This window comes from Sphingomonas yabuuchiae (assembly GCF_014199595.1).
GTDB classification, from domain to species: Bacteria; Pseudomonadota; Alphaproteobacteria; order Sphingomonadales; family Sphingomonadaceae; genus Sphingomonas; species Sphingomonas yabuuchiae.
Window position 1 is genome coordinate 18,602 of the sequence record NZ_JACHNX010000013.1, and the last position, 20,910, is coordinate 39,511.

General features: G+C 62.9%; 15 protein-coding genes. 11 read left to right on the top strand and 4 right to left on the bottom strand.

What is annotated here, in order from left to right:
* Window positions 1-513: 513 nt before the first annotated feature.
* Window positions 514-2,907, bottom strand: a complete 2,394-nt coding sequence (locus GGQ89_RS14545) for a TonB-dependent receptor (protein ID WP_184106184.1) — start codon at window positions 2,905-2,907, stop codon at window positions 514-516.
* A 187-nt stretch (window positions 2,908-3,094) separates the two neighbouring features.
* Here GGQ89_RS14545 and GGQ89_RS14550 point away from each other — a divergent pair, with 187 nt between their 5' ends.
* From GGQ89_RS14550 to GGQ89_RS14570, 5 genes are all read left to right on the top strand, one after another.
* The gene (locus GGQ89_RS14550) at window positions 3,095-4,867 is read left to right on the top strand and encodes an arylsulfatase (protein ID WP_184106185.1); all 1,773 of its coding nucleotides are present in this window, start codon (window positions 3,095-3,097) and stop codon (window positions 4,865-4,867) included.
* Window positions 4,864-5,727, top strand: a complete 864-nt coding sequence (locus tag GGQ89_RS14555; RefSeq protein WP_184106186.1) for an SUMF1/EgtB/PvdO family nonheme iron enzyme — start codon at window positions 4,864-4,866, stop codon at window positions 5,725-5,727. The genes GGQ89_RS14550 and GGQ89_RS14555 overlap by 4 nt, the downstream gene beginning before the upstream one ends.
* A 616-nt stretch (window positions 5,728-6,343) precedes the next feature.
* Window positions 6,344-6,802 carry a hypothetical protein gene (locus tag GGQ89_RS14560; protein ID WP_184106187.1) on the top strand — a complete coding sequence of 153 codons (459 nt, stop codon included), beginning with the start codon at window positions 6,344-6,346 and terminating at the stop codon, window positions 6,800-6,802.
* Window positions 6,803-6,884: 82 nt separating this feature from the next.
* Window positions 6,885-7,817: a DMT family transporter gene (locus tag GGQ89_RS14565; RefSeq protein ID WP_184106188.1), complete on the top strand. Its 933-nt coding sequence runs from the start codon at window positions 6,885-6,887 to the stop codon at window positions 7,815-7,817.
* A gap of 1 nt (window position 7,818) precedes the next feature.
* The gene (locus tag GGQ89_RS14570; protein ID WP_184106189.1) at window positions 7,819-9,156 is read left to right on the top strand and encodes a DUF2254 family protein; all 1,338 of its coding nucleotides are present in this window, start codon (window positions 7,819-7,821) and stop codon (window positions 9,154-9,156) included.
* Between the two features lie 26 nt (window positions 9,157-9,182).
* Here the strand turns inward: GGQ89_RS14570 and GGQ89_RS14575 are convergent, their stop codons facing one another.
* Entirely contained in the window at window positions 9,183-10,238 is a 1,056-nt protein-coding gene (locus GGQ89_RS14575) for a patatin-like phospholipase family protein (RefSeq protein WP_184106190.1), read from the bottom strand.
* Between the two features lie 374 nt (window positions 10,239-10,612).
* Here GGQ89_RS14575 and GGQ89_RS14580 point away from each other — a divergent pair, with 374 nt between their 5' ends.
* The 5 genes from GGQ89_RS14580 to GGQ89_RS14600 all read left to right on the top strand — a co-directional run bounded on the left by GGQ89_RS14580 (window position 10,613) and on the right by GGQ89_RS14600 (window position 16,263).
* Window positions 10,613-11,770 carry a DUF3182 family protein gene (locus tag GGQ89_RS14580; RefSeq protein ID WP_184106191.1) on the top strand — a complete coding sequence of 386 codons (1,158 nt, stop codon included), beginning with the start codon at window positions 10,613-10,615 and terminating at the stop codon, window positions 11,768-11,770.
* Entirely contained in the window at window positions 11,767-12,525 is a 759-nt protein-coding gene (locus tag GGQ89_RS14585) for an alpha/beta hydrolase family protein (RefSeq protein WP_338112270.1), read from the top strand. The genes GGQ89_RS14580 and GGQ89_RS14585 overlap by 4 nt, the downstream gene beginning before the upstream one ends.
* Before the next feature lie 1,037 nt (window positions 12,526-13,562).
* Complete coding sequence (locus GGQ89_RS14590) at window positions 13,563-14,363, top strand: SDR family oxidoreductase (RefSeq protein ID WP_184106232.1); 801 nt, start codon at window positions 13,563-13,565, stop codon at window positions 14,361-14,363.
* 429 nt (window positions 14,364-14,792) lie between these two features.
* Window positions 14,793-15,770, top strand: coding sequence for a serine hydrolase domain-containing protein (locus GGQ89_RS14595; protein ID WP_221238967.1), 978 nt, complete (start codon window positions 14,793-14,795; stop codon window positions 15,768-15,770).
* Between the two features lie 13 nt (window positions 15,771-15,783).
* A complete protein-coding gene (locus GGQ89_RS14600; RefSeq protein WP_184106192.1) occupies window positions 15,784-16,263 on the top strand; it encodes a nuclear transport factor 2 family protein in 480 nt (159 codons plus the stop codon).
* 230 nt (window positions 16,264-16,493) lie between these two features.
* Here the strand turns inward: GGQ89_RS14600 and GGQ89_RS14605 are convergent, their stop codons facing one another.
* Window positions 16,494-16,979 carry a metallophosphoesterase family protein gene (locus GGQ89_RS14605; RefSeq protein ID WP_184106193.1) on the bottom strand — a complete coding sequence of 162 codons (486 nt, stop codon included), beginning with the start codon at window positions 16,977-16,979 and terminating at the stop codon, window positions 16,494-16,496.
* The gene (locus GGQ89_RS14610; RefSeq protein WP_338112271.1) at window positions 16,976-18,001 is read right to left on the bottom strand and encodes an SPL family radical SAM protein; all 1,026 of its coding nucleotides are present in this window, start codon (window positions 17,999-18,001) and stop codon (window positions 16,976-16,978) included. Before GGQ89_RS14610 ends, GGQ89_RS14605 begins: the two co-directional genes overlap by 4 nt.
* A gap of 221 nt (window positions 18,002-18,222) precedes the next feature.
* Between GGQ89_RS14610 and GGQ89_RS14615 the strand changes: the two genes are divergently transcribed.
* Entirely contained in the window at window positions 18,223-20,829 is a 2,607-nt protein-coding gene (locus GGQ89_RS14615) for a M1 family metallopeptidase (RefSeq protein WP_240456309.1), read from the top strand.
* The last annotated feature ends 81 nt before the right edge of the window (window positions 20,830-20,910 follow it).

The window sequence follows — 20,910 nt, forward strand, 5'->3', positions numbered from 1 at the left end:
ATGTTCGCTCGCAAGGCGGCGTCGGCGCGTTGCAGTTCACTGCTGGCGACTGTCCCACAAACGAAGGTTCAGAGGGACGGCATCGGCGACCTCAGGCTCCAGACGCCTCTCGATCCAGCCGTTTTCCCAAAACCGGTTTCCGATTACATTTTCACGAAACGGCTCGTCGGAGATGGAGAAACGGGACTGCTGCGAGAAGTTGAACGGCTGGCTCCGGGATGCCGCGCCGATCTGCTAAAACGGCAAACGATGGGTCGGTCTTGTTCGCCAGTTTGAGGCGGCGACGACCCACAACACGACATTCAGCAATCATTTTGCACTCTCCGACTTCGGACGTCCATTCATGTTCTCCGACGCCTCGACCAGCGATAGGGGAAATGGCGAGAAGTGGGACAAAGCCGTCCTTCCTGACCAACGCGCTAAACGTCGATCCCTGACAAGCGCCGACGTTCACGAATGTTCTATGGAGCCGCCTTGGCATTGCGATCGCAGGGTGTCGCAATGCAAGATTATCTACCATTTGGTTCGAAGGGTAAGGCCGTAGGTCCGAGGATCGCCCAGCGTGGCGGTAACGGCGCCCGTGTTGTTGGCAGCCAGGGACAGATAATAGGTGGAGTTCGCTATGTTCCGCCCCCAGAACTGGATGTCGTATCGGCCATCGTCGGCTCTGATCCCGAACCGGAGGTTGACCAGCGCATAAGCCGGGATATCGGAATAGCGGCTGAGGCTGGCGGTGCTGTTGCTTGAGGAGCGATAGCTATAATCCGAGCCCACATACACCTCGGCCTCGTGGCCGAAATTTATCCCCAGCGGCGCGCGCACCTCGCCCCCGGCCGATGCGGCCCAGCGGGAGACGCCCGGCAGGCGCTGCCCGCTCAAATCGCATAATGTCCGTCCCGTGATCTCGATCGGGCACGGTGCGTTGGCATAGGATATGTAGCGGGCGTCGTCATAAGTGCTCGATCCGTACAATGTCAGCCACCGTGTCGGCGCGGCGCGCAGGTCCGCCTCGATGCCGCGGGTCCGTACCTTGGCGGCGTTGGTAAAGAAGCTGACGCCGTTGCGCTCGACGTCGACGATCGTCGTCTGATAGTCTTTGACGTCGGTCCAGAAGGCCGCGACGTTCGCGGTGATACGACCGTCCGCCCAAGTCGTCTTGGCGCCGACCTCATAACTGTCGATCGTCTCGGGACGAATGACGGGATTGGCGGCGAACTGTCCGGTGGTGGTGATGTTGGCCAGGTTCAGCCCGCCGAACTTGTTGCCCCGCGCATAGGTCACATAGGCGAGGACCGGCGCGGCGACCTTCCAGGACAGGGTCGCCTGGCCCGAGAGTCTCCCGGCTTCGGTCCGTGCGGTATAGAAATTCCGCACGCCATAACGGGTCCGGATCGCCTGGGCCGCCGCCTGTTGCGCCGCCGTCAGCCCGGCGAGCGATGCGCCGCTGGCGTCCTGATCGAAATAGCCGGCCTTGGTTTCATAGGTGTAGCGCAGGCCGGTCGTTAGATCGACGGCATCGGTGATATGCCAAATCGTCTGGGCGAAGGCGGCATAGCTGTCGGTGACGGGGCGCGAATGGCTGACGACATTATATCCGTTCAGCGCAGCGGCGCCGACGGCCGCATTGGTGGTCGGGAGCAGGAACCAGTCGGCGGCGCGGCGACCATAGCGGTTGACCGCCTCCGCCTCGATCGACTGATAGAGATAATAAAGGCCCGCCACATAATCGACGCGCCGTGCGCCGTTGGAGGCGATGCGCAATTCTTGGCTCACCTGACGCTGCTCGTTGCTCTGGTGGAAATCGGCACCCGCGTCGATGCTGGTGCCGTCGCCGTCGTTATGGGGGTACCAGTCCCAGGCGCGGTAAGCGGTGACCGAGGTCAGCGTGGCGGGGCCGATATCCCAGTCGGTGGTGACGTTCACCCCATGCTGGTTCATGCGATAACGCGGATCGGCATCGGTGTCGGTCGTCCGCAGCCCCGGGTTCGCCGCGACCGGCGTATAGCCCAGCCGCGCGGACCGGTCATAATAGTTGTTCGGGAACAGCGCGCCGTTGTCGTAATTCCGAATGGCGCCCAGCAGTATGCTCCCGGCCGTGAAACTGCTCTGCCGTCCCCAATCGCCGATAATCCGCAAGGTCAGCGTGTCGGTAGGCTTGTAGAGCAGCTGGCCACGCAGGTTCAGGTCATGGAAATCCTGGCCGTATCGTCCGTCGAAGCGGTTGAGGGTAAAGCCATCGCGGTCGGTCTTCGACACGAACAGCCGCGCCGCCAGATGCTGCGACAACGGCCCGGAGACATAGGCATGGAGCTGGCGGAAGCCGTAATTGCCCAGACTGGCATCGCCGCCCGCCTGCCAGTCGAAGGTCGGTTGCCGGGTCGTCACCACCACCGCGCCCGCCGAGGTGTTCTTGCCGAACAGCGTCCCCTGCGGCCCGCGCAACACCTCGATCCGTTCGAGATCGGCGAGATCGAACACCGTCTGGCCCGGCCGTGCGAGATATACACCGTCCAGATAGACGCCGACCGCCGGTTCCAGCCCGTCATTATAGACCGCAACATTGTTGCCCAGGCCGCGAATATTGATGCTGGTGTTGCGCGGATTGGTGTTGGTGACGACCAGGCTGGGGGTCAGTTGCTGCAGGTCGCGCAGGTTGAAGGTGCGGGTAGATTCAATCTGCGCCGCGCCGAAGGCATTGATGGCGATCGGTACGTCCTGGCTTCGTTCCGTCCGGCGGCGTGCGGTGACCAGAACATCCTCGCTCGCGCCGCTATCCGAGACCGCAGCGGTCGCGCCCCGGTCGTCGTCATGGGCGACCAGCGTCTCTTGAGCGGTGGCGGGCGCGGCGAGCAGGACCGCACCGGCGAGCCATAAGGCACGGCGAGGAAGGGCTGTCGAAATCGGCATGGACACTCTCTCATGGCGGGGACGGACATGCGGCAGCGACCGCCCGCCTAGGGCTATGAAAGGACGTTCAGGAAACGAACGAAGTAATTCCTATCGATCTAGTAGGCAAATTATCATTGTCGCGACGGCGCCAACCTTTATCACGAGCGTGCGGCTGCGCGCATGGTCGCCAACAATGGGAGCAAACATGATCGGTGTGAGATTTCTGACGGCCGCCGCCTCGGCCCTGATCGCGGCCACGCCCGCTCTCGCCGCGCCGGCGGCCCCGGCCCCGCCTGCGAGCGAACCGCAAACGGCGCCGAGGGATGCCCCCAATTTCCTGATCATCGTCGCCGACGATCTTGGTTGGTCGGACCTGGGCGCGTTCGGGGGCGAGATCGCGACGCCCAATCTCGACGCGCTGGCGCTTTCGGGGGTGCGCTTCACCGGGTTCCACACCGCGCCGACCTGTTCGCCCACCCGCTCGATGCTGATGAGCGGGGTCGACAATCACGAAGCCGGGCTGGGCACGATGGCGGAACTGCTCGGCCCTGCGACGCTAGGTCTGCCCGGCTATGAGGGGTATTTGAACGACCGGGTCGCCTCCATTGCCGAACTGCTGCGCGCCGGTGGCTATGCGACCCTGATGGCGGGCAAATGGCATCTGGGCCTGACGCCCGAGCGCGAACCCGCCGCGCGGGGGTTCGAACACAGCTTCGCCCTGCTGCAGGGTCTGTCGAACCATTTCGGCGCGGACCAGAACGAGGCCTGGACCAAGGCGGGGCTGGCGCCGAGCTATCGCGACGACGGCAAGCCCGCCACCCTGCCCAAGGGGCAGTATTCGGCGGATTATTTCGCCGACCGGCTGATTGGCTATCTTGACGCATCGGCCAAGGCGGGGGATCGCCGCCCCTTCTTCGCCTATCTGCCCTTCACCGCTCCGCACTGGCCGCTCCAGGCGCCGGCGGAGACGATCGCCAAATATAGGGGCCGCTATAACGCAGGCTATGAAGCGCTGCGTGCCGAGCGACTGGCCCGGCAAAAGGCGCTGGGGCTGGTTCCGGCCGATGCCGTGCCGCACAGCCTCGAGCTGGCCAGGCCCTGGGCCTCGCTCAGCACCGACGAACGGGCCGTCGAGGCGCGCAAGATGGAAGTCTATGCCGCCATGGTCGACCGCATGGACCAGAATGTCGGCCGGGTGATCGCCGCGCTGAAGGCGCAAGGCCGCTATGACAACACGATCATCCTGTTCTTCGCCGATAACGGCCCGGAGGGGAATGTGATCGAAGCGCCGAGCCCCCGCTTCAAGGTCGGCTCGCCCGATGCCGCCCTGCCCCCGGCGCAGGCGCTGGGCATCGACAACAGCCTGGACAATATCGGCAAGCCGACCAGCTATGTCGGCTATGGTCCGGGCTGGGCCCAGGCCAATTCGGTGCCGTCCTGGCTGGTGAAGGGCTATACGACCGAGGGGGGCATCCGGGTGAGCGCCTTTGCGGCGGGGCGCGGTGTGACCGGCGGCGGGCGGATCGCCAACGCCAATCTGGACGTCCGCGACGTCGCGCCGACCTTGCTCGACTATGCAGGCCTGCGTCAGCCGAGCCAGTTCGCGGGCCATGCCATCCTGCCCCATGAGGGGCACAGCCTTCGCCCCGTGCTGACCGCCAGCGCTGACCGCATCCGATCCGCCGACGAAACGCTCGGCTATGAACTCTTCTTCCGCCGGGCGCTTCGCCAGGGGGATTGGAAAATCGTCTTGCTGCCAAAGCCGACCAATCGCTACACGCGCGGTGGGGTCAGCACGGGGCGTTGGCAGCTTTTCAACGTTGCTAGCGATCCCGGCGAAACCAGGGATCTCGCGGCGGCCGAGCCCGCGCGGCTGGCCAGCCTCGTGGCGGCCTATGACCGCTATGCCAAGGCCAAGGGCGTGGTGCCGCTACCGGCCGATGCCGAGGCCGCGCCCGCACCGGCAGCCCGGCCATGAGGATCGGGGCGGCGCTGCTCCTGGCGCTGGCCGCATCCGGCGCGTTGGGCGCGCGAGCTGCGCCGCCTGGGAATCGCTGTCTTGCGAAGGATGCCGTCGTCACTATCGCCGAGGGCATCGTCCTGCTGGGCGAGGATGGCCCGGATCGACCTGGACAGCCGGTCCGCGTGGCGGCATTCCGGATCGACGCGCATGAGGTGACCAGCCGCCAGTTCGCGACCTTCGTGGCATCAACCGGCTATCGAACACGAGCCGAACGCCAGGGCGCGTCCGCGCTTTTCGTCGCGCCGACCGAACCGGCTTCCCTCGACAATGCCGCGCGCTGGTGGCGGTGGAGGAAGGGCGCGGATTGGCGGCACCCCAAGGGCCCCGGCAGTGACCTGACCGGCCGGATGGACGAGCCGGTCGTCCATGTCGATCGCGACGACGCCGCCGCCTATGCCCGTTGGGCCGGCGGGGCGCTGCCCACCACCGAACAATGGGAGCGAGCGGCGCGCGGCGATCAGAACGCCACCCGCGACCCGCTCGACTGGGCATTCGATCACGGCAAGCCCAGGGCCAATGTCTGGGAAGGCGTCTTCCCCATGCGGGACACCGCCGACGACGGCTATGCCGGGATCGCGCCGGTGGGGTGCTTCGAGGCGAACGACCTGGGGCTTTACGACATGGTCGGGAATGTCTGGGAATGGGTCGCAGGCGATCAGAATGTCGGCTTGGTCAAGGGCGGCAGCTATCTATGCGCGATGAATTACTGCGCCAATTTTCGACCGGCCGCCTATCAGGCACAGGAACACGATCTTCCAACTTCACACATTGGGTTTCGCGTCGCTTATCCTATCGAAGGTCCGCAGCTCAGGTAGTCTTTGCGCTAATATAACCCATTCCCGGTCATTCACTGCCAGTTTCCACTTTCCCAATTTCTACCATTCATTCACTTTGGCCGCCGGGTAAGCCAAAGACGCGAGCCGTGCTCCCATCGGTTGGTGTCTGCGTCTGCTGCTCAAGTCCCCGGCTCAAACGGATAAGCTGAGATACGGCCAACTGTGCACACGTGCTATTGTGCATGGCTGTACCTACGCCACGATCGGCGGGGAGACCGTGCCTGCTGACCTGAGATCAGCCATTCGCATCCCGATGCCCGCCCGACAATATCCGATATTCATTCCATTCCGGGTCAAAATCGAAGTTGCGGTCATCGCTAGCTGACCCACCTCAACAGGATGGCTCCGAAACGATTGATAGATAGAAATATCAGCCTGAATGGGTGAGCAAGGGCTGTGTTTTTGCTCGGAGGCAAGCGTCCAATTATGATGATATCAAAGCCCTATCGTCATACCTGTATCATTTTTGGTTCATGTTAGGTTTTTAATCGGAGATTTAACAAACAATCGGCACCGGTAAGCAGATTTTAGAAACGATATCGTATGCAATCGGTTGTGAGCGTCGCCTTATAGGAAAAACCTGAAGGACGCTGACATGAGCAATACGGTTGAGCTGACTGGTACCGTCGAAGATGTTTTCGCCCACCGCTTCACGCTGAAGACGGACGAGGGCAACAAGCTGGTCGATCTGGGACCGGGTGGTGAACGCGCACTGGACCTGTCGGCTGGTCAAACGATCAGCGTGAAGGGGGTGGATAAGCCCGCCGAGTTCAAGGCGAAGGAAATCCGTATCGCCGGGGCTGAGTGGCAGGCCGTCAAGGCCGACAAGAAGCATCAGCCCAAACCGCCCCATGACAAGGGCGATGCGCATGGCGAGGATACGGAGCTAACCGACGAATATGTCACCAGGCTGCTCGACGAGGAAGGCTATAGCGACCATGCCGAGCGGACCCGCAAGCCCAAGCATGTCGAGGTCATGGCGACCAAGGACGGCCAGCGTCACAAGGTGCATGTACGCAAGGATGGCGTGAAGAAGGTCGAGTTGGTCGACTGATCCCTCTTGCCGCTCCCGGCGAATGGATGCGCCGGGAGCGGTCCCCACTTAGACCATGTGACAGCCAAACAGGGGGCGTGCCATGCTGGCTTTTACCTATCCGCTGATCGTCCTGAGCGGCGCGTTCCAGGCCATGGGCGCCGCCCTCAGCGCGCTTTTGCGCAAAAGCCTGGTCAATCCATGGCTGGCCGCCTTCGTGACCTTCGTCCCGATCATCATCGTGCTGACCTTCGTGGTCTTAGCGATCCCCTTCCCGCTGCCGCAGGCGGGCAGCTTTGCTCAAATCCACTGGTATGACGCTTTTGGTGGCATCGCCGGGTCGGCCGCCGTCGTCGCGGGCCTCCTGTTCGTCGACAAAGTCGGCTCGGGGCCGCTCAACGGCCTGACCGTCACGGGCAACATCCTGGCATCATTGGCTCTGGATGCCTTCGGCGTGCTGGGCCTGCAGAAGAGCGGTTTCGAGCCGCTCCCGTGGATTGGTGGCGCCGTCATGATCGTCGGCGTGATCGGTATCACCCTGGGTGCTGGCAAAAAGGATGACGATGAGGCGGACAAGGGGCTGGCGGGCAAGCTGCTTTACCCCTTCATCCTCGTCTGTGGCGGCTTGCAGGCGATCGGCGCAGCGCTGAACGCCGAGTTCCGCCACGCCGTCACCAATCCCTGGATGGCAGCCGACCTGTCATTCATTCCCGTCGCCTCGCTCTTCCTGCTGATCTTCATCCTGCGCCCCATGCCGCTACCGACCCGCAACGATGTCGCGACCGTCAGATGGTGGATGCCGACCGCCGGGCTGGTCGGTGCGCTGGCGGTTTTCACCGGACTCCTGTTCATCGACAAGGTCGGCGCGGGCGTGTTCAATGGCCTTCTCATTACCGCCAACCTGATAACGGCAGTCGTGCTCGACCATTCCGGCTGGCTCGGCATGAAGAAGACCCCAACGACCAAATTGCGCCTGGCGGGCGTAGTCGTGACGATCATCGGCATTCTGATGATCTCGATCGGCAAGATGCACTGACATGGCGCAAGGTCCCGCCCGGCAAACGGTCCGCACGACCATCGAGCGCCTGCACCGCTCGCTGTTCGAATTCATCGCCGTTCCCGCCTTGATCGTCGTCGCCTTCGTCATTCTGGCGGAGGCGATCGATTGGCTGGACAATCATGCAGGTCCGGCGCACTCGTGGAGCCCCCTGCGGCGATGGCTTGCCCAATATGTCGGCGACACGCAGTCGGCGATCGGCGTCCTGACGGCGATCGCGGGCAGTCTGTTCACCGTCACTTCGATCACCTTCTCGATCCTGATCCTGGCGGTGCAGCAGGGTGCGACCGTCCTCAACTCGCAAATCGTCGACCACTATCTGCGGCGATCGTCGAACCGGGCCTGGTTCGGCTTCTTCGTCGGCATCTCTCTGTTCGCGCTGATCACGCTCGTGCAGACCACCCATACGCGGGCGCCGATCTTCGGCGTGATGATGTCGACCATATTGGGCGCGGTCGCCCTGTTCGCGCTGATCCTGCTGATCTACGGCACGATCGATCAGATGCGCCCGGCGACGCTGATCGAGGCGATGGTCGACACTGCCGTCGCTGCGCGGCAACGGCAACTTCCCCTGCTCACCGTCAGCAAGGCCCCCAATGGCCAAGCCACCGGCACCGTCGTTCCTGCCCCGCTCAGCGGCCACCTCGCCCGCGTCAACATATCCGCGCTTCAGGCCTTGCTTGCCAGGCATCCCGATCTGCGTATCGCGATCCACCCGGCAATCGGCGATTTCGTTACGATCGGCCACCCGCTGGCCAGCCTCTCTCATGCGGACGACGATATCGTGCAGACCGTTGGCGCCGCCATGGTCTTGACCCGGAAACGGGATATCGCGGACGATGCGGGCTATAGCCTCCATCATCTCCATACGATCGGCTGGACGGCGATTTCCACGGCGCGGTCGGATCCGGCCGTAGGCTCCATTACCGTCCAGGCGCTGCGCGACCTCGCCGTCGCGTGGCGGCAGGATCCGCCCCGCGCATCCAGCGATGCCCGGCTGACCTATGACGATCGCCTGCCGCTACAGCTCGTTGATACGATTGAAAGCCTGATGGTCGCCAGCAGCGAGTCGCGACAGCATCAAACCATGGCGCTGATCCTGGATACACTGGCGGCTATCCTGCCCGTCATGCCGAACGTTCAGCGGCGCGCCATGCCCAGCGTCATGCGGACTGCGGCTCAACTTGCCGCGTCGCATACAAGAACGCGCGTGATGGGTCAGGCCCTTGCCCAGTGCGAGCAGGCCTGCCGGCGCCATGGCCTACATGACGAAGCCGCCATACTGAGTGACGTGGTCTGTAGCCAGTCGCCGGTCTGATCGACGGATCAGACCGGCGAACCGGATCACGCGGCGACTGCCTCCGGCAAGTCGTCGTCGGTCAGGGTCGAGGACCGGCGGAACTGGTCGGCATTCCCATCCAGCCAGGCATCCGCCGTGGCACGGCCCAGCGCGCGCAGTTCCTGAAGCTTCGACCAGCGGGTGTCGAGCTTGCTGGCCGACCCACGCTCGGCCAGGGCGGGTGGGGCGGGCATCATGTGCAGGTTGGTCGCGGCCAGCGCCTGCATCGCTGGATCGGATGACCGCGCCGTGCGCGCGATCGTCTGTATCTCGGTAAGCGCCTTCAGGTCGCGGAGCAGACAGGCGTTGAAGCCGATGTCGCTCATCCGCCCGATGATACCGCCCAGCGAGGTTGGCGCGTCTTCCACCGCAAAGGGCGTGATCTGTACGATCAAAAGGTCCGTCGCGCCGTGCCCGTCAAAGATCAGGGGCTCAAGCGCGGGGTTGGCGGAAAAGCCACCATCCCAATAATCCTCGCCATCGATCGTCACCGCCGCGAACAGATCGGGCAGGCACGCAGAGGCCATGATCGCATCAACCGTGATTTCGTCGTTACCGAACAGCCGCGCCGCGCCGTTCGACACGGCTGTCGCGGCAATATAAAGCGGCAATGCCGTATCGCGCGTCAGCGCATTGAGGTCGATGCTTGACGCCACCACTCGGCGCAGCGCACGCATCTCGCGCAGTTGCGGCGACAGATGAGCGACATAGCGCCCCATCATCTTGGACAGTTCCAGTGAACGTCGGAACCACGGCTCGAACAGCGGCCCGCCCCATTGATGGTCGAACGGCCGCAACGGCGATCCGTCTGCGACCGCCTTCCACAACCGCTCCAGCCCCGCCAGCGCCCCGGCCCGTCCGCCGTCGGCGAGCCCGGCGACCAGGGCAGTACCGTTCAAAGCTCCCGCGCTTGCACCGCTGACGGCGACAATCTCGATGTCCTCCTCCAGCAGCCGCTCAAGCACGCCCCAGCCATAGGCACCGTGCGCTCCGCCGCCCTGAAGCGCCAAGGCTAGTCGAGGCTTGCTGGTGTCGGATGAGGACGATCTGCATTCGCTCATAACTGCTCCCAAAGAATCCCCTGCCCTCGATATATGAGGTCAGCCATGGTCCGGTCCGGGCCTAACGGGCAGTTACAAATTTGGATGCAGTGCAGCATAACGCTGCTCGACTAAAGCTTCATCGGGGCAGCCAGGTGTTTGGCGCGGGCATCTTGTGCATTGAACCGATGATGGACCGACCTACCAGATGCCGCACCGGAAACATAAACACGTAACCGTTTCTTGGTCGGCAAACATGCATGACGTTTGATACGGGTATGATGTGCCACAGGGGCCTCCGCTGCTCACCAAAGCCCAGAAAATGATAATGAGCCGATCGATGAACCGGTTGCCGTAAGGCTCGTTGAGGCTGTTCCTTAACCAAGGTGGGCGACATGCACGGCGGTTCCGAACTCCAAAGTCAGAAGTCGTTGTCACCTCTCATCCCAGTGGCCGCGCCGTGGCGCAAAAGCGGTGTGGCAGCCTTGATCGATCGCGGGAACGCTCTCGGCAATGCGCACGATCAGGCGTCACGAACAATGCTGCTCAGACGCATCGCTGCATTGTTGGACCAACCACATCTCGCTCCAATGGACGCATGGGAAGCCGTAGGGACGGACGCGTTTCTTGTGCCAAGCGAGGCGCTTGAAATTCACAAAGCCAACGAAGCGGGGATAAGCGAAGCCCGTGATTTCCTTGGAGGTGTGGTGCCCGCACCCTTCGTCGGCACGAAAGCCATCACTCACGGCTTGGTCGACGATGACGCCCTACGACCCAAACAATGGTCAAACGACATGGCGCGGTTGATGGGTGACGCGGCCCTGCCGGGATACACGGCGTTTAGTCATACCGATGCAGCCAAGGCGGGGCGACTGCTGCTGGCCAAAGGGCCGGTGCGTATCAAAGACGTTTGCGGCAAAGCCGGTCTTGGCCAGATCGTCGTCGACGATGTCGAGGCGCTTGATATCGTGCTCGGTCGAGAAGATGCCCTCACCCTTGCGACGCACGGCATTGTGCTCGAGGAAAACCTGACTGATGTCGTGACCTATAGCGTGGGTTTAATCGAACTTGCCGGACAGACCATCAGCTACTGGGGCAGCCAGAACCTCACCGTCGATCATAAGGGCCGAGAGGTATATGGAGGGTCCGATCTTCATATCGTTCGCGGAGGCTTTGACGCCCTGCGAAAACTGGAACTGCCTGATAATCTAGCGCGCGCCATCGACTGCGCGGCGGTATTTGATGAAGCGGCTCATGCCGCCTATCCGGGGATCATCCTCACGCGCCGGAACTACGACGTTATTGAGGGGACGGATGCTGCCGGAAATCGGCAGATTGGCGTGCTGGAGCAATCATGGCGAGTTGGGGGCGCCAGCGGCGCCGAGATCGCAGCTTTTGAGGCATTCCGGGCTGAGCCTGGAACGTCACATGTACGCTGTTCCACCGTAGAGGTCTATGAGCAGATCACCCCCCCTGTGGGAGCGGTTGTCTATTACCAGGGTGTTGACCCGGTTGTCGGCGCAATGACAAAATACGCGATGAGGTATGCGTGACGGATCCTAAGGACATCGACAAAAACGCTGTTTCGCTAGCTGTTGATGATCAAAAGATCGTCGGCACGCTTCTTCGACCGGAAATTCCTGTACCGGGTTTTCTGTTCATCCACGGTTGGGGAGGCGATCAGGAAGAGGACCTTGGGCATGCCGAGGAACTGGCGCGCTTGGGCTGTATCTGCCTGACGTTCGATCTTCGTGGCCATGCTGAGAGCGGTGCCGACAAGGAGCAGGTCACCCGCCAAGATAGCCTTAACGACGTTCTTGCCGCGTATGACTATCTGGCGTCACAGCCCTTGGTCGACGGCCATGCGATTGGCGTCGTTGGAACCAGCTACGGCGGCTATCTGGCAATGCTACTGACGGCAAATCGCCCTGTCCGATGGCTCGCCATGCGCGTTCCTGCCCTTTATCCCGATGACCATTGGGAAACACCTAAGGCGAAGCTCGATAAAGCGGTAGTCCGCGCCTATCGCGAGAAGCCCCATTCCCCAGGATCAGACCGTGCCCTTTCTGCATGCACCGAATTTAGGGGCGACGTACTCATCATCGAGTCAGAACGTGATGAGCAGATTCCGCGCGAAGCCATGCTTTCCATGCAAGCTTCGTTCAGACAAGCCAATTCACTAAGTCACCGTATAATTCACGGGGCGAGCCATGCCATGCGCGAAGAAAAGCATCAGCGCGTATACGCTACCCTTCTAGCAAACTGGATTGAAGAAATGGTTCGTGCAAGCCGTCTTACCTATCGGTGAGCCTGGGTCTTGTGATTAGAAATCTTAGGTTAAATAACCTGGACACGGCGTTTTGCGGCTGGAAGCTGAGTTGCTAGCGCCCTAATTGTATCGTCAGAAAGAGTGCGAACTGCAGCACCCTTGCCGATGCTCATACAGCCTGGCACTACGACCCTAGCAGACAAGCGTTGGGCGGTGTTCAAAGCCTCGAACTCTGTGATACAGGTAGCCAAGTTGCCAAATTTAGTAGCGACCCTGCGACCGGTTAGAATGGCGGCAGCTTTCCACTGGACATCATTCATATCGGGTCTCCTAAAATCGCTTTTATAACATGGGGTAGAACTATATAGTTCCGCTTCGGCTATTCTAAAAAATGATACTGCTGTTGGATCGAAACTGTTCACGTCGAGCGGATCACGTCGTCGACAAGCGGAATGGCTGTACCTTCATTCCGATAACCGATTATAGGCACCGTGAAGTTATAACGTTACCATATTAGCTAGCTTGCTAGCTGAGTGGTTTCCCCACTCTCCTTCCGGTAATCGTGCCTGCTTGCGTGACGCCTGGCAGGCCAATTTTCCTGACCCGGTGTTGATGTTGCCATAGCGGGCAATACGAAGGTTCGTATCAGCCCGGCTCAAACACTCATCCGCCTTTCTGCGCATACCCACATCAGACGACCCTCGATCAAATCGTCCGGCTTTCAAAGTATAGCCTAGCAGGGACGAACGTCGCTCGCAGATGCTCATTCGTGTTGCCAGGTGGCAAATGCTGGTGGCGCCAGAGCAGCAAGGAAACATTACAACCAAATTTGGAACAGGGGCGATCGTTTGGCGCTTGTGAGTATGATCGTTCCGGGAGCTATAACATTGACCGATACAACACGACGGACATTCGTGACGGGTGCAGCTGTCACTACTGGTGCCATTGCGGCGACAGCCGCGAACGCCGCAACACAGGACGGCGGCAGTAGCGCAGCAACAACGCTGGCAGCGGCCGCTTATCCAAAGCCCCCCTATCCCGTACAGCGCCAGCCTTGGCCCGGTTTGGCATCCAAGATGACGCCGAGACCGGACCACGGTGAAAAAAGCTACAAGGGCTCCGGCAAGTTAGCAGGCAAGAAGGCCCTGATCACTGGTGGGGATAGCGGCATTGGCCGGGCTGCGGCGATTGCCTATGCGCGCGAAGGCGCCGATGTCGCGATCAACTATTTGCCAGCGGAAGAACCGGACGCTCGGGAAGTCATTGGGCTGATCCGTGCTGAAGGTCGCAAGGCTGTCGCCATTCCAGGGGACCTGCGCGACGAACGTTTTTGCCGCCGGCTGGTCCAGCAGGCGAGCGAACAGTTGGGCGGGCTCGATATCCTCGTCAACAACGCAGCACGTCAACAGACGCGTCCCGGGATCGCCGATATTTCGAGCCAGGATTTTGACGATACGATGAAGACCAATGTCTACGCACCGTTCTGGCTGACGAAGGCGGCCCTCGAACGGATGGGCGCGGGCGCGGTGATCGTCAACACATCTTCCGAACAGGCTAGCAATCCTTCGCCCGACATTGTCGACTATGCGCTGACCCGCGCCGCAGTGCTGAACTTTACCAAGAGTATGGCTAAGCAGCTTGCCAACCGCGGCATCCGCGTCAACGCAGTTGCGCCTGGCCCATTCTGGACTCCCCTACAGGTCAGCGGCGGGGCGACGCCTGAAAAATTGCGAAGCTTCGGTGGGGATTCGCCAATGGCACGAGCGGGCCAGCCTGCAGAAATTGCGGCGCTTTACGTTGCCGCGGCCGATCCTTCATTGAGCTATTCAACCGGCCAAATTTTCGGTTCGACTGGCGGAAACGGTCAGCCAGCGTGACCAGGCGTGCCGCAACCTTTACGAGGTTGCGGCATAGACCGAGCAATCTCATCACCAATCCAATGCTTTAGCATAGCTGGCCAACAGATTGGCCAATGACCCATATGGAGCCATTCGCGACTCTTTTTTTGACTCCCCGCTTTGTGCCATCCGTTAATGCCGGGCGCGGCGGAACACCAAAGCCTTCGCCCTGCTCCATCACCCGCGAGCTTCTCCAAGAGCTTGGCGTTTCGACAATTCTGCGCAGTTCTCATGTCTGTCACCTCGATGGATATCACGATCTTAATTGCTCCCGTGCTTAGACACCGCTAGCTGTTGCATATGATTAATACAGTCAGTGTGCTGAAGCAGGCGGTTTACGGCGGTTTGGTTGTGCTGACGGCTTGCGCCTTCATGGCGGACGCTAAGACGAACACCGCACTGCCGGATATGACAACAACCCTTCACGAACAGGGCGTGGAAAGCGCGTCGGTCGCTGTGATCCGCGACGGACAGATCGTCTCGACGGGCGCATGGGGCATGGCAGGACCGAACCGGGCGGCGACCGTCGCCACGCCCTACAATCTCGCCTCGCTGACGAAGCCGCTGACGGCGGAGGTCATCCTGCGACTGGTGTCCGCCGGCAAGCTGTCGCTCAACGATCCGATGGATCGCTACTGGAGCGACCCCGACCTGTCAGGTGATCCCCGGCGGATGAACCTGACGGTCCGCATGGCGCTGAGCCATCGCACCGGGTTGCCGAACTGGCGTGATGCGAAGGGGCTGGCGTTCGATCATGATCCCGGCACGACCACCGGCTATTCGGGCGAGGGGTATCAATATGCGGCAGGCTACGCCGAGCACCGCACCGGGCAGTCGTTCGAGACGCTTGCTCACCGCTGGCTGTTCGCCCCCGCCCATATGCGCGTATCAGGCTATGTGTCGGCGCAAGGTGAGACCGTGCCGATCGCCGTGCCCTATGACGAAGCAGGCAAACCGCTGCCGGTCGAGCGGGTGACGCGATACAACGCTGCCGACCTGGCCCACGCGACCGCGCGGGATTATGCGTGCTTCCTGATCGATGCGCGCAACGACCGGGGCCTGTCCGCATCTGTCGCGGCGGAGCGCAGCATATCGCAGGCCGACCTGACGCCCAAAACATGTGCCGGATCGAAAGCGGCCACCTGTCCGCCCTGGACCGGCTTTGGCCTTGGCTGGCAGCTCCTTGGTTTTCCCGATGGTACGACGATGCTTCACACCGGCAAGGATGCTGGGGCGTTCACCTTCGCCGCGATCGATCGTGCGAGCGGCGACGGCATCGTCATCCTGACCAACAGCGACAACGGGTGGCGGGTCATCCTGCCCATCCTCGAACGCACGGGGAGCGATCCGAAGCTGATCGCCTTCCTCCGCGGCCAGATGAACTGACAGGACCAAAGTCATGATCACCGCGATCGCCGTTGCCGCAGCCCTGCTCGCGACGTCCATGCCGCCCCCGGCCAATCCGTTGACGACCGAGATCAGCGCGCTCGATGCGCAGGTGTTCGACGCCTACAACCGCTGCGACCTGCCGACCTTTTCCGGCTATTTCGATCCGAAGGTCGCCTTCTACCACGACACTGGCGGTGCGACCTTCGAGCATGACGCGATGGTGGACGGGGTGCGCAAATACATCTGCGGGAAAGTGAAGCGCGAGCTGATCCCGGCGACGTTCCGCGTCTATCCGATCAAGGATTATGGCGCGATCGAGGAAGGCGAACACCGCTTCTGTGAGTTGGCGACGGGACGATGCGAAGGGATCGCCAAATTCGTGATGGTCTGGGCGAAGCAGGATGGTGCCTGGCGGATCACCAGTGTCCTCAGTTACGGGCATGGACGTTCAGACTGGCCTTCCCAGCCCCCAAAAGCGGACGCTTATTAATCTTGGTCGCATACGGCCGTTGGGCACCACGAAACCGCTTTGCGCACGCAAACGTGACGGGTTCATGCAGCGGCCGCCTCCATTCGCCGTCCAACCTGGCACGCCAGCCGATAAACTCTTTCGAAGGCGTCGGAAATCCCTCGAGCTTGAGGTTGTGGATCAGGTCAGTGGCGAGCGATGCGGCCTCGTCGCGCCGTCATGACAAGAATATCCTCGGTCGACCCCATGGCTCACTTCGCAAGCAGCTGCGCCAACGTCACCGGTTGAAAATCGCGCGCGTCGACACCGACGTCGAACTGGCGCGGCATCGGTGTCAGGCGGCCGTGGCTGTGTCCATGCAAGTTAAGCGCGCCCTTGTGCTGGCGGTTCCAGCTGCGAAAGGCGTAGTGCCCCAGGACGAGCGCACGGCCTTCGACCTCGATCTCGGCATAGTCGCCGACGCTCGCCCAGCCCGGTGCGGCGCCCGTGGCGTCGGGATCGTTGTTGCCGCGGAGCAGATGCTTGGTTCCGTTGAGCCTGGCGAGCAGCGCCGCGACATCAGCCGGCCGCCGCGCGACATCACCCAGATGCCAAACGACATCCTCTACGCCCACGACGGCGTTCCAGCGGCCGATCAGTTCGGCGTCCATCTCGGCCACGCTGGCGAAGGGTCGCTTGTGGATGTTGATCGTGCGGTGATCGCCGAAATGCGTGTCGGCGGTGAAGAAGACGGTCATGTCCAATAGAGGATGCGCGCCGCCGGTAGCAGCGTCCCGATCCTTTCCTCGAAAAACAGGCGAAGTGATCGCATCGTCGGCGCATCATAGACTTGCTTTTCAGTCCCGAACTTGGTGCGCTTTGTCGTCCGGTTATCCGCCCCCATGTCGAGCGCGGAGCCGGGATACCAGCTCTCCAGCACCGCCTTCGATCCGGGCGTAAAGCGATGCGTGATGAGTTCAACCGTCAGGTCGAGATCGGCGATGCCTGTCAGCGCCCCTGCCGCATCGGCGAGCAAAGCGTCGTACGCCTCGCGCCAGCCGTCGGCCGCGATGATCGGCGCGATCGTCAGGCCGATCGGATAGCCCGCGCGCGCCATGTCGGCCAGGGCCGTGAGCCTGGCTGCGACCGGCGCCGTACCGCCCTCGAACCGGGCAAACATCGTCGGATTAATCGAGGCGCGCATCCGCGTGCGTTTCTGATGGTCGAGGCCGAGCAGCGGCCCGACGTCAGCGAACTTCGTGGTGAAGCGCAACTGCGCCGCCGCCTCCCAGCGGCCGAACCAGGCGATCGCCGCCGACAGCGATCCGGTGATCGCCTCCAGACCCAGCGGATCGGTGTAGCAGGACGCCTCGAACGTCGTGCCTTCGTGCGCGCGCGCCTCGCTACGCGAGGTGATGCTGCCCTGTCCCAGATACGCTGGCAGCCCGTCCAGTATCTCGTCGAGATTGGCGTAGACGCGGGTGATCGGCGGCCCCTTCAACGACCCTGCGAGATAGCAATAGCTGCAATGCGCAGGACACCCTTCGGCAAGGTCGACCCGCCAGTCGGCGCTGGGCGCGATCGGCTGCAACCGCCGTTTCGACGGTGGCGCGACCACCACCGCTAGCGTCGATTTCGCCTCCGAGTAGGCGCGCCGCGGATCGTCGGGTAGCCCCAGTGAGAGGCGATCACCGGGAAGCGTCACAACCTCGATACCCTGCACTTCAGCACGTGCGACGATGGCTCGGCCATGCGCGAAGCCCAGCGCCGAGCGCGTCACCAACAACCGACGCGGGCGCCATCCTGCCCCCGGTCTCCCCGTCGTCGGTGCTGTCGCTATCGTCGCCATGGCCAAGCCAACGAACGGCACGCCGGGACGGTCCAACCGATCGACAGGCACCGCCCCATCTTCTTAGGATCGGCGCTCCACCGCGACAGGGGGCCGACCTGCACTTCCTCGACACACGCCGTACGCTGCTCCGCTCCGCGATACTCGCACCGATGGGGCTGTGGACCGCGGCACAGGCGCGTGCCGCCGGCCTGTCGGCGGAGGGCGCCATCGAACGCGGCATTTCGCTCGACCTCGCAAGGGTGCGGGCGGCGCAGATCTTCGGCCTCCGCTATGACCTGTCGTTCAACTTGACCGCGGCGGACACCGCCGCGGGCGCGGTCGTCATCCGTTTCGATCGCGCGGGCGACAGCGGCGATCTGGTCCTCGACTTTCGCGGCCCCACGCTCGCCGATCTGACGGTCAACGGCCGTCCGCTACCGGCCGCAGGGCGGGTCGACGGACACCTCGTCCTGCCCGCAGCGTTGCTGAAGACCGGCGCCAATATCGTCTCGGCACGGTTCGCGACACCGATCGCGGCATCGGGGGCGGCGATCATCCGCTATCATGACGACAAGGATGGCCAGGCCTATCTCTACACGTTGCTCGTCCCCTCCGATGCCAATCTGCTGTTCCCCTGTTTCGACCAGCCCGACCTCAAGGCGCGCTTCCGCTGGACGATCACCGCGCCGACCGGCTGGACGGTGATCGCCAACGGGCCGCTCGATGGGCAGCAGCCGACGACCGGCGGTACGCGCTGGCGCTTTGCAGAAACCGAGCCAATCTCCACCTATCTTGCCGCCTTCGCCGCCGCTCCCTGGACGCGCTGGACGTCGGCGCCCGCGGGGGAGCGCCCGATCAGCCTTTACGCGCGCGCCTCGCGCCGTGCCGAGGTCGATGCCGAGGCGCAGATCGCGACCAACCGCGCCGCAGTGCGCTGGCTCAGCGACTGGTTCGAGGTCCCCTTTCCCTTCGCCAAGCTCGACCTGGTGCTTGCTCCCGCCTTTCCCTTCGGCGGCATGGAGCATGTCGGCGCGGTCTTCTACAACAAGGACCGTTTCATCTTCCGCGAGCCGCCAACGCTGCCGCAGCGCGTCGGCCGCGATGCCACCATCTACCACGAGATCAGCCATCAATGGTTCGGCGACGACGTCACCATGCGCTGGTTCGACGACCTGTGGCTGAAGGAAGGCTTCTCGACCTATATGGCCGCGCGCATCCAGGCCGAGCTTCAGCCTGACAGCAACGCCTGGACCACCTTCCTCCTGTCGACCAAGACGCCCGCCTATCGCGCCGATGCGACCAGCGGCACGCAGGCGCTGTGGCAGCCGCTCGACAATCTCAATGCCGCCAAGAGCAATTACGGCCCGATCGTCTACAACAAGGCGCCGGCGGTCATCAAACAGCTCGCCTTCCTGGTCGGCGAGGCGGGGTTCCGCCGTGGCCTCCAACGCTTCCTCATCGATCATGCCTATGGCAACGCGACCTGGCAGGACCTGCTCGGCGCAGTCGGGTCGGCGTCGGGCGTCGACCTGACCGATTTCGGCCGCCAGTACATGCTACGCGCCGGCCTCCCCCGCGTCGACACGCAGCTCCGCATCGCGGGCGGTCGGATCGGGTCGCTGACGCTCGTCCAGCGGCCGGCGCGGTCGCTGCCAGGCGACCGCGCCGGCGCATGGCCGATGAAGGTCCGGGTACGGCTGGGCTATAAGACCCGGCCCGATGTCGTCCTCGACGCCGCCTTCTCCGGCACGACCGCGATCGTCGCCGGGGCGGCGGGGTTGCCGGTGCCCGACTATGTCTGGCCGAACGACGACGACCAGGGATACGGCCTGTTCCTGCCCGACGGCCGCACCCTCGCCTGGATCGTGGCGAACGTCGGCACGGTCGAGGACCCGCTGCTCCGCGCGATGCTGTGGAGCGCGGTGTGGGACACGGTCCGCGACGTCCGCTTCTCACCGGCGCGCTATATCGCCATGCTGCTCGACCACCTGCCCGCCGAAACCGACGAACAGATTTCGCGCACCATCCTGTCGCGCGGCGCGGCCGCACTCGACGTCTACCTGCCCGACGACGCCGCCGCGCCACTGCGGCCCCGCTGGGAACGGGCGCTGCTCGCCCGGATCGATGATGCCACGCTCGGTTACGGCCTGCGCAAGGATGCGCTCGATCGCCTGGTTGCAACCGCGCGGACGCCGCTCGCACTTGCTCGCTTGCGCGACCTTCTGGCGGGCCGCGCGATGTTGGTCGGCACCGCAATCCGCCAGCCGACACGTTGGGCGATCGTCCGTCGCCTGATCGCAGTCGCAGCGCCCGATGCCGCCGCGCTCTACGCGACCGAGCAACGGCTCGACCAAACGAGCGAAACGGTGAAGGACGCCTTCGTCGCCCGTGCGGCGACACCCGACCGCGCGGTCAAGGCCGCCTACTTTGCCCGCTATTTCGACGATGCCGCGCTCAACGAAGCCTGGGTGAGCGAAAGCCTGGGCGCGTTCAATACGGTCGAGCAGGCCGAACTTACTCTGCCCTTCCTGCGCCCGGCGCTCGACCGGCTCGAATGGATCCGTCAGAACCGCCGCATCTTCTTCCTGCCTGCCTGGATCGACGCCTTTATCGGCGGCCAGCGCGATGCGGCGGCGCTAGATGTCGTCGATCGGTTCCTGGACGCGCGCCCCGCCCTTCCCCTCGATGTACGTCGCAAGGTTTTGACCGCACGCGACGAACTGGCTTTAACTGTGCATATCAGGGCCGCGACATTTCCAACGTCAGCGGAGGTTTGATGAAAGACCCGGCAACCGGACACCCAGCCCGCCTTGCATGCGGCAGCCTAGCCAAACCTTTGAAATGATGGACGTACAGCG